This window comes from Enterobacter sp. HMSC16D10, from assembly GCF_001807145.1.
GTDB lineage: Bacteria > Pseudomonadota > Gammaproteobacteria > Enterobacterales > Enterobacteriaceae > Enterobacter > Enterobacter roggenkampii.
This window is the reverse complement of the sequence record NZ_KV787849.1, coordinates 96,970-109,643: the sequence shown is the minus strand read 5'-3', so window position 1 is coordinate 109,643 and position 12,674 is coordinate 96,970. Positions and strand designations below refer to the sequence as shown.

The following is a 12,674-nucleotide window of genomic DNA, read 5'->3' as shown; positions in this document are numbered from 1 at the left end:
TCCCAATAGGGGGAGGGTTTTCTCAATCCAGCGCCTTCACCATCTTCCCGCTCGCCACAAACGTCCCGGCTCCAAGATGATGCAGGGTATTGAGCTTATCCCCGTCAAACTGCCAGCGTCCGGCAATAAACGCCCGCTCATCCGCTGCCGCTGAAACCACTTCACCAAACAGCGTGTCGTATTTCTCTGCCGCGGAGGTCACGGGTAATAACCGGCATTCCATCCACGCCAGGCATTTCTCTTCAATGACCGGCAGGCCGAGTTCCGGGCCATTCACGACCGGGATCCCGTAGCAGTTGAATTTGTCCTCGTCGCGCCCGCTGACGCTGCCCACCGCGTAAGTCCAGTTGGCCGCCGCCACGCCGGGGATGACGATGCCAAATTTCCCGCTGCGTTCGATCAGCTCACGTGACCAGGTACTTTTATCCACGACTATCGCGATGCGTGGCGGTTCAAACTCAACTGGCATGGACCATGCGGCGGCCATTACGTTGCGTCTGTCTATCGCTTCATCACGACTGGTAATCAGCACGGTAGGGCCGTGGTTCAGCAGGCGGCTGGCATGACGTAATTCAACAGGGCGAAAGTGGCTCATAGGATCTCCTCATCTGTAACGATGAGTATGACGAAAAAGCACGTAAATCAAAGTGAGCGCGTAGAATTAGTTTATAAACACAGCATCACTATCAAAGGAAACTGATATATGTCCCCCTTTCTGACCGCCTATTTCGCCCGCATCGGCTGGAAGCAACCGGCTTCTGCTGATATAGACACCCTGCGCGCACTGCATTTACATCACAACTGCGCGATCCCGTTTGAGAATATCGATGTCGTCCTGCCGCGCGAAATTCATCTCGAAGACCAGTGTCTGGTCGACAAATTGCTGACCGCCCGTCGTGGGGGATACTGCTTTGAGCAAAACGGCCTGTTTGAGCGGGTATTGCGTGACGTCGGGTTTACCGTGCGCAGCGTATTGGGGCGCGTGGTATTAGCGAGCCCGCCGCAAATGCCGCCGCGCACGCACCGCCTGCTGCTGGTGGAGCTCAACGGTGAGCGCTGGATTGCGGACGTGGGGTTTGGCGGCCAGACGCTGACGGCGCCAATTCGTCTGCTTGCCAACGAGGAGCAGGGGACGCCACACGGTATGTACCGGCTGCTGAGCGAAGGCAACGACTGGGTGCTGCAGTTCCGCCACCACGAGCACTGGCAGTCGATGTACCACTTTGACCTGACGACGCAGTATTTCAGCGATTACGTGATGGGAAATTTCTGGTCGGCGCACTGGCCGCAGTCGCATTTCCGCCATCATCTGCTGATGTGCCGCCATCTGCCGGACGGCGGCAAGCTGACGCTGACCAACTTCAACTTTACCCACTGGCAGAACGGTCATGTGGAGGAGCAGATCCATTTGCCGGATGCGGAGGCGCTGTATAAGCTGCTGCAGGAGCGGTTTGGCCTGGGCGTTGATGACCCGAAGCACGGCTTTACCCTGGCCGAGCTGACGGCGGTGATGGCGGGCTTTGATACACATCCGCAGGCCGGGAAATAGCCCGGTGGCGGCTACGCCTTACCGGGCCTACGGGTGACCGAACACAGGCCGCCACCCGGCAGGTTAGTTTAAACATCGTCAAAGGCATGCTGATATGGAAATCTTGTTGCGGAATAAATTCAGTTCAGTGGGAATGTTACTCGGGGTTATTGCACTGCTTCTCTCATTAGTGCAGTTCACCTTTGGTCCTTTTTCGACAAAATCGACGACCCTTGAAATTGTTGTGGCTGAAAAGGTTTCGGCGGTAAAAAAAGGGATCATTGCTGGCATAAAGGGAGAACAGCCGACCGTTGAGGCAAAAAAGAAAGCGGTCGATATCGACAGCATTCTTATCAATAGCGGAATAATTTTATCCGTTGTGGCATTAGGGCTTGCCTTCACGGCTGGGATGCGCAAAGAGAACAGATGGGGGGTGAGTGGTGCACTGTTTTTTTCCGGGGCCACGCTCGCTTTTCATGCGGCGTTACTGGCTTTTGGTCTGATTGTCGCAGTGTTGCTTCTGCTGTTGGTTATTTCAGTCGTCAGCGGAAGTACTTTGTTCTGACATTGCGGCCCGGTGGCGTCTACACCTGACCGGGCCTACATGCGTGTGAACGTAGGTCGGGTAAGGCGTAGCCGCCACCCGACAAATCAACGGCGCGATCTCACCACCTGATACCGCCGCGTAAAGTACTCAAACGGCGCGCTCCACACGTGCACCAGGCGGGTGAAGGGGAAGATGAGGAAGATCGTCATCCCCAACACCAGATGCACGCGGAAGATCGGCGCCACGCCGCTCAGCATTTCTGATGAACCGCCCTTAAACGTCACGATCCCCTGCGCCCAGCCCACCAGCTTCATCATCTCGCTTCCGTCAGGATATTGCGCGGAGAAAGGAATGGTTGAAAGCCCGAGGATGCACTGTATCAGCAGGATACTCATAATGATGATATCCGGCGTGGTGGAGGTGGCACGCACCCGCTGGTTGAACAAGCGGCGAATCAGCAGCATCGACCCGCCAATCAGCGTCAGCACGCCGCAAATTCCGCCCGCAATCATGGCCAGCTGCTGCTTAACCGCGACGGGTAAAAACCAGGCGTACATCCAGTGCGGGGTTAACATGCCGAACAGGTGCCCGAAAAAAATCCCCAGGATCCCGATATGAAACAGGTTAGAACCCCAGTTCATCCCGCGCTTGCTGAGCATCTGGCTTGACGAGGCGCGCCAGGTGTACTGTCCGTAGTCGTAGCGCAACCAGCTACCGAGGAAAAAGACGGTGGCGCAGATGTACGGATAAATGTCATAGAAAAACACGTTCAGGTAGTGTGTCATTTTGGGCCTCCGGCGCTGACGTCCACGTACTGCGGCGCGACGTCCTGGCTAAAGCGTCGTTGATATTGCTGCATCGGCGAGCTGTCGCACGATGTGGCGTTGTCTTCGATAAACTTCACCTGTTCCTCTTCCCACACGGCGTCCAGCGCCTGGCGGGTATCATCCCGTTTTTCACCGGACACCTGTTTCGCCACGCTGTCGCTGGAGAGCCGTGTGCCCGCCAGCGCCAGCAGGGCGTCAAACAGCTGATAGTGCGCCACGCCTCGCTGTTTCAGGCGGCCGCCAATCAGCGCCAGAATTGGTGCGACGTTTTGCAGCCCGTCACGCGCTTCGTCATCGGATACGATGCTCAGGTATTCCAGGTAGAGCGGCAGGTAGTCCGGCAGCTCGCGGCAGTCCAGCTCAAGACCCGCTTTCTCATACTGGCTCATCAGGTCGACCATCGCCTGGCCGCGATCGCGGGACTCGGCGTGAACGTGCTCGAACAGCAGCAGCGACGTCGCGCGACCGCGCTCAAACACCTCACACCATTCGGCCTGTTTATCCAGCAGCGGGGCGCTCAGGTGCTGCCGGGCAAACGGCAGCAGCAAGGGCGCGTCCTGCGCAATTAACGAAAGCGCTTCATCACGGTTTTCCCACAGGGTCTCATCGGGATACTCGATCAGCAGCGCGATGATTTTGAGGATCTGCATTACTCTCCCTCCCCGTGTTCGCGCACCTCGGTGATGTTGATCGCGTCGATGCGGCTGCTGTTGAAGAGGTTGAATTTCGTATCGGAGCCGTGGCAGCCGTCGCCGAAGGTGAAGCCGCAGCCGTTTTTCTCCGGAAAAGCGTCGCGCGCCATTTCGCGGTGGCTGGTCGGGATCACGAAGCGGTCTTCGTAGTTGGCAATCGCCAGATAGCGGTACATCTCCTCAACCTGCGCTTCGGTCAGGCCGACCTCTTCAATGGCGCGGGTATCGGTCACGCCTTCCACGGTCTGGGAACGCTTGTAGTGACGCATTGCCATCATGCGCTTCAGCGCGCGCAGCACCGGGCCGGTATCGCCCGCGCTGAGCATGTTCGCCAGATACTGCACCGGAATGCGCAGGCTTTCGACTGCGGGAAGAACGCCGTCGCTCTGCGGCAGGCCGCCCGCATCCGCGTAGGACTGAATCGGCGACAGCGGCGGCACGTACCAGACCATCGGCAGGGTGCGGTATTCCGGGTGCAGCGGCAGAGCCAGCTTCCAGTCCATCGCCATTTTATAGACCGGGGAACGCTGGGCGGCGTCAATCACGTTCTGCGGAATACCCTGCTTCAGCGCTTCCTCAATCACCGCCGGATCGTTCGGGTTGAGGAACACGTCGCACTGGCGTTCGTACAGATCGGTTTCATGCTCTGTGCTGGCCGCCTCTTCAATACGGTCCGCGTCATACAGCAGCACGCCGAGATAGCGGATGCGCCCGACGCAGGTTTCCGAGCAGACGGTCGGCTGGCCGGACTCAATGCGCGGGTAGCAGAAGATGCATTTTTCAGACTTGCCGCTCTTCCAGTTGAAGTAGATTTTCTTGTACGGACAGCCGCTGATGCACAGGCGCCAGCCGCGGCATTTGTCCTGGTCGATCAGCACAATGCCGTCCTCTTCGCGCTTGTAGATGGCGCCGCTCGGGCAGGTGGCGACGCAGCTCGGGTTGAGACAGTGCTCGCACAGGCGCGGCAGATACATCATGAAGGTGTTTTCGAACTGGCCGTACATCTCTTTCTGGATCTTCTGGAAGTTGCGGTCGCGGGCGCGTTTTTCGAACTCGCCCCCCAGCAGCTCCTCCCAGTTGGGGCCCCAGACGATTTTGTCCATGCGCTTGCCGTCAATCAGCGAGCGCGGGCGGGCAGTAGGGAGATGATCCCCCTCCGGCGCGCGGTGCAGATCCTGATAGTCAAAGGTAAAGGGCTCATAGTAATCGTCAATCTGCGGCAGGACGGGGTTAGCGAAAATCTTCGACAGCACGCCCATCTTGCCGCCGAGACGCGGCGTCAGCTTGCCGTGAATGCCGCGGATCCAGCCGCCTTGCCACTCCTCCTGATCTTCCCAGTTTTTCGGGTAGCCGATGCCCGGTTTGGTTTCGACGTTGTTAAACCACGCATATTCCATCCCTTCACGCCCGGTCCAGACGTTCTTGCAGGTGACCGAGCAGGTGTGGCAGCCGATGCATTTATCGAGATTCAGAACCATGCCAACCTGTGAGCGTATTTTCATTTTTTCGCCTCCTGGACCTGATCCCGACCTTCGCCGTCCAGCCAGTTAATGTTTTTCATTTTGCGGATCATGATGAACTCGTCGCGGTTGGAGCCGACGGTGCCGTAGTAGTTGAAGCTGTACGCCAGCTGGGCGTAGCCGCCGATCATGTGCGTCGGTTTCGGGCAGACGCGGGTCACCGAGTTGTGGATCCCGCCGCGCCGTCCAGTCACCTCGGAACCCGGAATGTTCAGGATGCGCTCCTGGGCGTGGTACATCATGGTCATGCCCGGCGGCACGCGCTGGCTGACCACCGCGCGGGCGGTGAGGGCGCCGTTGGCGTTGAAGGCCTCGATCCAGTCGTTGTCCTCAATGCCCAGCTCGCGGGCGTCGGTTTCGCTGATCCAGACAATCGGCCCGCCGCGCGACAGGGTCTGCATCAGCAGGTTTTCGCTGTAGGTGGAGTGAATGCCCCATTTCTGGTGCGGCGTCAGGAAGTTGAGCGCTTTTTCCGGGAAGCCGTTCGGCGGGATCTCGCGCATATGGGTGACGCTGCGGGTGTCAATCGGTGGACGATAGGCCACCAGGCTCTCACCGAAGGCGCGCATCCAGGGGTGATCCTGATACAGCTGCTGGCGGCCGGAAAGGGTACGCCACGGGAGCAGCTCGTGAACGTTGGTATAGCCCGCGTTATAGGAGACGTGCTCGCTCTCCAGGCCGGACCAGGTCGGGCTGGAGATGATTTTACGCGGCTGCGCCTGGATATCGCGGAAGCGGATCTTCTCATCTTCCTTGTTCAGCGCCAGATGGGTGTGATCGCGCCCGGTCAGCTCGCCAAGCGCTTCCCAGGCCTTCACCGCCACCTGGCCGTTGGTTTCCGGCGCAAGGGCGAGGATCACCTCTGAAGCGTCAATGGCAGTTTCAATGCGCGGGCGGCCTTTCGCCGGGCCGTCGAGCTTGACGTAGTTGAGCTTGCCGAGGAAATCGACCTCGCTCTGCGTGTTCCACGATATGCCTTTTCCGCCGTTGCCGAGTGTGTCCATCAGCGGGCCGAGGGCGGTGAAGCGTTCGTAAGTTTCCGGGTAGTTCCGCTCGACGACCGCGATGTTCGGCGCCGTTTTCCCGGGGATCAGATCGCATTCCCCTTTGCGCCAGTCCTGAATATCAAACGGCTGCGACAGTTCCGCCGGGGAGTCGTGCTGTAACGGCTGCAACACCACGTCGGTTTCGGTGCCCAGGTGGCCGACGCAGACCTCGGAGAAGACGTTGGCAATGCCCTTGTAGATCTCCCAGTCGCTGCGCGATTCCCACGCCGGGTCGACGGCGGCAGAGAGCGGGTGAATAAACGGGTGCATGTCCGAGGTATTCATATCGTCTTTTTCATACCAGGTGGCGGTCGGCAGGACGATATCCGAGAACAGGCAGGTGCTGGACATGCGGAAGTCGAGCGTTACCAGCAGGTCCAGCTTGCCCTCGATGGCGGCGGTCTGCCACTCCACTTCCTCAGGCTTCACGTCGTCGGTTGAGCCTAAATCCTCGCCCTGAATCCCGCTCTCGGTGCCGAGCAGGTATTTCAGCATGTACTCATGGCCTTTCCCGGACGAGCCGAGCAGGTTAGAGCGCCAGACGAACAGGTTGCGCGGGTGGTTCTTACCGTTGTCCGGCTGCTCGCAGGCGAAGCGGATATCGCCCGATTTTAACGCCTGAACGGTGTACTCCTGCGGCGTCATGCCCGCCGCGTCCGCGCGGGCCTTTATGTGCAGCGGGTTGAGGTTGAGCTGCGGCGCCGACGGCAGCCAGCCCATGCGCTCGGCGCGGACGTTGAAATCAATCAGGTGGCCGGTGAACCTCGAGGCGTCCGCCAGCGGAGAGAGCAGCTCCTGCGCGGTCAGCTTCTCGTAGCGCCACTGGCTGGCGTGGTTGTAGAAGAAGGAGGTGCTGTTCATCTGGCGCGGCGGACGGTTCCAGTCCAGCGCGAAGGCCAGCGGCAGCCAGCCGGTTTGCGGGCGCAGCTTCTCCTGGCCGACATAGTGCGACCAGCCGCCGCCGCTCTGCCCGACGCAGCCGCAGAAGACCAGCATGTTGATCATCCCGCGGTAGTTCATGTCCATGTGGTACCAGTGGTTCACCCCTGCACCGAGAATGATCATCGACCGGCCGTGGGTTTTGTGCGCCGTGTCGGCAAACTCGCGGGCGATTTTTTCAATCAGCCTGGCGGGCACGCCGGTGATCTGCTCGCCCCAGGCGGGGGTATAGGCTTTGACCTGGTCATAGCTCTCTGCGGCGTTGCTGTCCTCCAGACCGCGATCGAGACCGTAGTTCGCCAGCACCAGATCGTAAACGCTGACCACGCGCTTCTCGCTGCCGTCGGCAAGCGTCAGGGTTTTGCTCGGCACGCGGCGCGTCAGCACCGGATCCTGCTTCACGCTGCGGAAATGCGGGTTCTCGTTGCCGCCAAAGTAGGGGAAGGCGACATCGGCCACGCTGTCGTGGGTAATGAGCAGCGACAGCGTCAGTTCGGTGTCGTGGCCCGCAGCCTGTGGCTCCAGGTTCCATTTGCCTTTTTCTCCCCAACGGAAGCCGATGGAGCCGTTTGGTACTACCAGATTTCCGGCAATATCAAAGGCGACGGTCTTCCACTCCGGGTTATTGGCTTCCCCCAGCCCGTCGACAAGGTCCGAGGCGCGCAGCATACGTCCCGGCACCACGCGACCGTCTTCCTGCTCGTCCAACAGCACCAGCATCGGCATGTCGGTATAGCGGCGGCAGTAGTTAAGGAAGTAGTCGCTCGGGTTATCGAGGTGAAATTCTTTGAGGATCACGTGGCCCATCGCCATGGCGAGGGCGCTGTCGGTGCCCTGTTTGGGGGACAGCCACTGGTCGCTCAGCTTCGCGACTTCCGAGAAGTCCGGCGTGATGGCGACGGTTTTGGTGCCCTTGTAGCGCACCTCGGTGAAGAAATGGGCGTCCGGGGTTCGGGTCTGCGGCACGTTCGAGCCCCAGGCGATGATGTAGCTGGAGTTGTACCAGTCGGCGGACTCCGGCACGTCGGTCTGCTCGCCCCAGGTCATCGGCGACGCCGGCGGCAGGTCGCAGTACCAGTCGTAGAAGCTCAGGCAGGTACCGCCCAGCAGGGAAAGATAGCGCGTGCCGGCGGCGTAGGAGACCATCGACATCGCCGGAATAGGGGAAAAACCGGCCACGCGGTCCGGACCATAGTTTTTGATGGTCCAGACGTTGGCGGCGGCAATCAGCTGGTTCAGCTCTTTCCAGTTCGAGCGGATAAACCCGCCTTTACCCCGCGCCTTCCTGTAGCTTTGCGCCTTTTGCGGATCGCTCTGGATGGCGTCCCAGGCCAGCACCGGATCGGTATGCTGCGCCAGCGCCTCGCGCCAGAGCTCAATCAGCCTGCGGCGCACCAGCGGGTATTTAAGACGGTTGGCGCTATAGAGATACCACGAGTAGCTTGCGCCACGCGGGCAGCCGCGCGGTTCGTGGTTGGGCAGGTCAGGGCGGGTGCGTGGGTAATCGGTCTGCTGGGTTTCCCAGGTCACGAGGCCGTTTTTAACGTAAATCTTCCAGCTGCAGGAGCCGGTACAGTTCACGCCGTGGGTGGAGCGCACGATCTTGTCGAACTGCCAGCGCTGGCGGTAGCCGTCCTCCCAGTCGCGGTTGGTGTTATATACCTGCCCGTGCCCGTTGGCGAAGCTGTCCCCCTTTGTTTTGAAATAACGAAAGCGATCCAACAGTTTGCTCATGACATTTCTCCTGCTTCGGACGTGTAGTTATTCTTGTTTTGCGGATTTGCGGCCATACACCAGCCAGGTAACGAGCACGCAGACGATGTAAAACACGAGGAACACCTTCATGGCGCCGACCGGCGATCCGGTCATTGCCAGCGAGGTGCCAAAGGCTTTGGGAATGAAGAACCCGCCAACGGCGCCGATAGCGGAGATAAAGCCCAGCGCGGCGGCGGTCTCTGTCACCGCTTCGTGCTGCGCCTGCTCGTCCGTGCCGCCCTGTTTTTTGACGCGGTTGAGCGTGATTTGGCGGAAAATAATCGCGATCATCTGGAAGGTCGATCCGCTGCCGAGCCCGGCGGTGAGGAACAGCCCCATAAAGACCAGGTAGAACGCGACGAAGCTGCCGGAGCCAGAGCCGGGCAGCGTCAGGAAGATCAGGGCGCTGAAGAGGGCCATAAAGACGAAGTTAATCAGCGTGACCCGCACGCCGCCCAGTTTGTCAGAGATCATCCCGCCCGCTGATCGCGCCAGCGCACCGATTAGAGGGCCAAAGAAGGCGAGGTGCAGAATGTTGACGTCCGGAAACTGGGTTTTTGACAGCATGGCAAAGCCCGCCGAGAAGCCGATAAACGAGCCGAAGGTCGCCAGATAGAGCAGGCTCAGCAGCCAGAGGTGAAAGCGCTTCAGCACCGGGAGCTGGCTGGCGATAGAGGCCTTGGAGCTGGCGATATCGTTCATGCCAAAGAAGGCCGCAAGGGTGGCCAGCAGCAGCAGCGGCGCCCAGATCCAGGCCGCATTGGCCAGCCACAGGGTGGAACCGTCATCCTGCGGTACGCCCTCCACGCCCAGGAAGGTAAACATCGGCAGGAAGATCACCAGCGGCGCGACCAGCTGCATCACGCTGACGCCCAGGTTGCCGAGCCCGCCGTTAATACCGAGCGCGCTACCCTGTTTTGCCTTGGGGAAGAAGAAGCTGATGTTGCCCATGCTGGAGGCAAAGTTGGCGCCTGCAAAGCCGCAGAGCAGGGCAATCACGATAAAGATCCAGTAAGGCGTCGCGGTGTTCTGGATGGCAATCCCCAGCCAGACGCAGGGAATGATCAGGATGACGGTACTCAATACCGTCCAGTATCGTCCGCCAAATATGGGTACCATAAACGAATAGGGGACGCGCAATATCGCGCCGGAGAGAGAAGGTAATGCCGTTAGCATAAAAAGTTGATCGGTGGTGAAATTAAATCCGACTTTATTCAGATTGACGGCAATGGCGCTAAATAACATCCAGACGCAAAACGCTAACAGCAAACAGGCGACAGAAATCCACAGGTTTCTTCGCGCGATATGTTTTCCTTTGTTTTCCCAAAATTGCACATTTTCCGGTTTCCAGTTACTTAACAGATGCGGATTACTCTTCTCACTTTGTTGTGACATATCACCCTCTTGCTCGCCAGAATGAAGAGAAAACAAATGAAAACAGTTAGATAGATGTGAGTGCGCTGGTTGTTTTATTGGATGTTTTGGATACAACTGAAAGGATAGATAAAAAAGCGAACCCCTGAGATTCGAAAGGAAATATGGGTTCGCTTAATGTGTTACTAATTGTAAAACTCGCGGTAAATAATACTCCGTTGGGAGTATTAACCCAATTCGAGGGAGATAAGTTTATCGAGATGCTTATTAAACGCCGCATCGTCCATTTCGGGCATATTTAAAATCGTGATCCCATCAAGCCCACAAACCAGCCCGATCAATCGCCAGGCAATATTTTCCGCGCGATCGGTAAGCGTAAAGGCGTTGGCCTCCGCCCCGGCGCGGATAATTGCCACGGTCTCCTGATGCCACATCTCCATGGTCAGGGCGTAAGCCGCGTTGATTTCAGGATCCCGGCTGGCGAGAATTTGAGCTTCCCGCCAGAGGCGAATGTAAGGCTCAAGCCCGCCGTCGTCACTGCCGAGCATGCTGTGCAGCCGTTCCCGCCAGCTGGCGTTTTCACCCACCACGTCGGCATCCAGCAGCTCGCGGATCACGCGCACAAAGGCCAGCGATTTTAGCTCGCCGCCGGAGGCGAAGTGGTGGTGGACCTGTCCTGTCGCGACGCCCGCTTCAGCGGCAATTCGCCGTACCGTCATGGCTGCCAGCCCCTCGGCCAGCGCTACGCGCATTGCGGCCTGCAGGATCGCTTCCCGTCTCTCTTCCTTGCTCAAATATTGCATTTTTTCACTACTCTCAATAGGAATGAAACGAGTGTAACAAAAAGCTGGACACGCGTTCAACTTCACGTAGGATCGCAATCTGGACATGTGTCCAGGTTTGAGATGAAAAGGAAATTTATGTTTCGTCAGTGGTTAGCGTTAGTGATTATCGTGCTGGTGTATATCCCGGTGGCGATTGACGCGACGGTGCTGCACGTAGCGGCGCCGACATTGAGCATGACGCTGGGCGCCAGCGGCAATGAACTATTGTGGATCATCGATATTTACTCGCTGGTGATGGCGGGAATGGTGCTGCCGATGGGCGCCCTGGGTGACCGCATCGGTTTTAAACGGTTGTTGATGATCGGCAGCACGCTGTTTGGCCTGTCATCGCTGGCGGCAGCGTTTGCCCCCTCAGCAGGGTGGCTGATCGCGGCGCGCGCCTCGCTGGCGATTGGTGCGGCCATGATCATTCCTGCCACTCTGGCGGGGATCCGCACGCTCTTTACCGACGCGAAAGATCGCAACATCGCGCTCGGCGTCTGGGCGGCGGTCGGTTCCGGCGGGGCAGCATTTGGCCCGCTGATTGGCGGTATGCTGCTGGAGCATTTTTACTGGGGATCGGTGTTTTTGATCAACGTACCGATTGTGCTGGTGGTGGTGTCGCTGGCCGCGCGTTTTGTCCCCCGTCAGCAGGGCCGACCAGAGCAGCCGCTGAATATCAGCCATGCCATCATGCTGATTGTGGCGATTTTGCTGCTGGTCTACAGCGCCAAAACCGCGCTTAAGGGCGCTCTGGCGCCGTGGCTGGTGGTGTGTACCCTGCTGACGGGTGCCGTGATGCTGTTTATTTTTGTGCGCATCCAGCTGCGCGCCCGCGTGCCGATGATCGACATGCGCCTGTTCTGTCACCGCATCATTTTAAGCGGCGTGGTAATGGCGATGACGGCGATGATCGCCCTGGTGGGCTTTGAATTGCTGATGGCGCAGGAGCTGCAGTTTGTCCATGGCTTTACGCCGTTCGAGGCGGGCATGTTTATGCTGCCGGTAATGGTGGCCAGCGGGTTCAGCGGACCGATTGCCGGTGTGCTGGTGGGCCGTCTGGGGCTACGCATTGTCGCTGCGGGTGGCATGGGGCTGAGCGCGGTCAGCTTTATCGGCCTGTCGACGCTCGACTTCAGCACGCAGCAGTGGCAGGCGTGGGGGCTGATGGTGCTGCTCGGCTTCAGTGCCGCCAGCGCGCTGCTGGCCTCGACCTCGGCCATTATGGCGGCCGCGCCGAAAGAGAAGGCGGCTGCCGCCGGAGCCATTGAAACCATGTCCTATGAGCTGGGGGCCGGGCTGGGGATCGCCATTTTTGGCCTGCTGTTGACCCGCAGCTTCTCGGCGTCGATTGCGCTGCCGCAGGGGCTGCATGCCTCGCTCGTCGATAAAGCCTCGTCATCGATTGGTGAAGCGATGAAGGTGGCGCAGGAACTGACGCCGTCCCTCGCGGAGCCGGTGATTGAGGCGGCGAAAAGTGCGTTTATTACTTCCCACAGCGTGGCGCTGGGGAGTGCGGGCGGAATGCTGCTGTTGCTGGCAGTGGGGATCTGGTTCAGCCTGGCGAAGGTGCCGAAGGGGTAAAACACGCCCGGTGGCGCTGCGCTTACCGGGCCTACGGG

General features: G+C 59.1%; 10 protein-coding genes. 3 read left to right on the top strand and 7 right to left on the bottom strand.

The genetic code is table 11. The features are described from left to right. Window positions 1-22: 22 nt before the first annotated feature. A complete protein-coding gene (locus HMPREF3143_RS06160) occupies window positions 23-595 on the bottom strand; it encodes a flavin reductase family protein (RefSeq protein ID WP_070532238.1) in 573 nt (190 codons plus the stop codon). 108 nt (window positions 596-703) lie between these two features. Between HMPREF3143_RS06160 and nhoA the strand changes: the two genes are divergently transcribed. Both nhoA and HMPREF3143_RS06150 read left to right on the top strand, forming a co-directional pair. Continuing rightward, window positions 704-1,549 carry an N-hydroxyarylamine O-acetyltransferase gene (nhoA, locus tag HMPREF3143_RS06155; protein ID WP_070532235.1) on the top strand — a complete coding sequence of 282 codons (846 nt, stop codon included), beginning with the start codon at window positions 704-706 and terminating at the stop codon, window positions 1,547-1,549. A gap of 94 nt (window positions 1,550-1,643) precedes the next feature. Beyond that, window positions 1,644-2,093, top strand: coding sequence for a hypothetical protein (locus tag HMPREF3143_RS06150; RefSeq protein WP_032663462.1), 450 nt, complete (start codon window positions 1,644-1,646; stop codon window positions 2,091-2,093). 86 nt (window positions 2,094-2,179) lie between these two features. On the opposite strand, the gene narI is transcribed toward HMPREF3143_RS06150, so the two are convergent. From narI to HMPREF3143_RS06120, 6 genes are all read right to left on the bottom strand, one after another. Next, complete coding sequence (narI, locus tag HMPREF3143_RS06145; protein WP_023292322.1) at window positions 2,180-2,860, bottom strand: respiratory nitrate reductase subunit gamma; 681 nt, start codon at window positions 2,858-2,860, stop codon at window positions 2,180-2,182. Next, window positions 2,857-3,552, bottom strand: a complete 696-nt coding sequence (narW, locus tag HMPREF3143_RS06140) for a nitrate reductase molybdenum cofactor assembly chaperone (RefSeq protein ID WP_008501748.1) — start codon at window positions 3,550-3,552, stop codon at window positions 2,857-2,859. Before narW ends, narI begins: the two co-directional genes overlap by 4 nt. Next, entirely contained in the window at window positions 3,552-5,096 is a 1,545-nt protein-coding gene (narH, locus tag HMPREF3143_RS06135) for a nitrate reductase subunit beta (protein WP_008501747.1), read from the bottom strand. The genes narW and narH overlap by 1 nt, the downstream gene beginning before the upstream one ends. Next, window positions 5,093-8,833 carry a nitrate reductase subunit alpha gene (locus HMPREF3143_RS06130; RefSeq protein WP_070532232.1) on the bottom strand — a complete coding sequence of 1,247 codons (3,741 nt, stop codon included), beginning with the start codon at window positions 8,831-8,833 and terminating at the stop codon, window positions 5,093-5,095. Before HMPREF3143_RS06130 ends, narH begins: the two co-directional genes overlap by 4 nt. 27 nt (window positions 8,834-8,860) lie before the next feature. Then, window positions 8,861-10,249, bottom strand: coding sequence for a NarK family nitrate/nitrite MFS transporter (locus HMPREF3143_RS06125; protein WP_070532229.1), 1,389 nt, complete (start codon window positions 10,247-10,249; stop codon window positions 8,861-8,863). A gap of 206 nt (window positions 10,250-10,455) precedes the next feature. After that, a complete protein-coding gene (locus tag HMPREF3143_RS06120; RefSeq protein WP_021240211.1) occupies window positions 10,456-11,031 on the bottom strand; it encodes a TetR family transcriptional regulator in 576 nt (191 codons plus the stop codon). Between the two features lie 117 nt (window positions 11,032-11,148). On the opposite strand from HMPREF3143_RS06120, the gene HMPREF3143_RS06115 reads away from it, so the two are divergent. Next, window positions 11,149-12,636 (top strand): MFS transporter, encoded by a 1,488-nt coding sequence (locus HMPREF3143_RS06115; protein WP_070532226.1) that lies wholly within the window; start codon window positions 11,149-11,151, stop codon window positions 12,634-12,636. The last annotated feature ends 38 nt before the right edge of the window (window positions 12,637-12,674 follow it).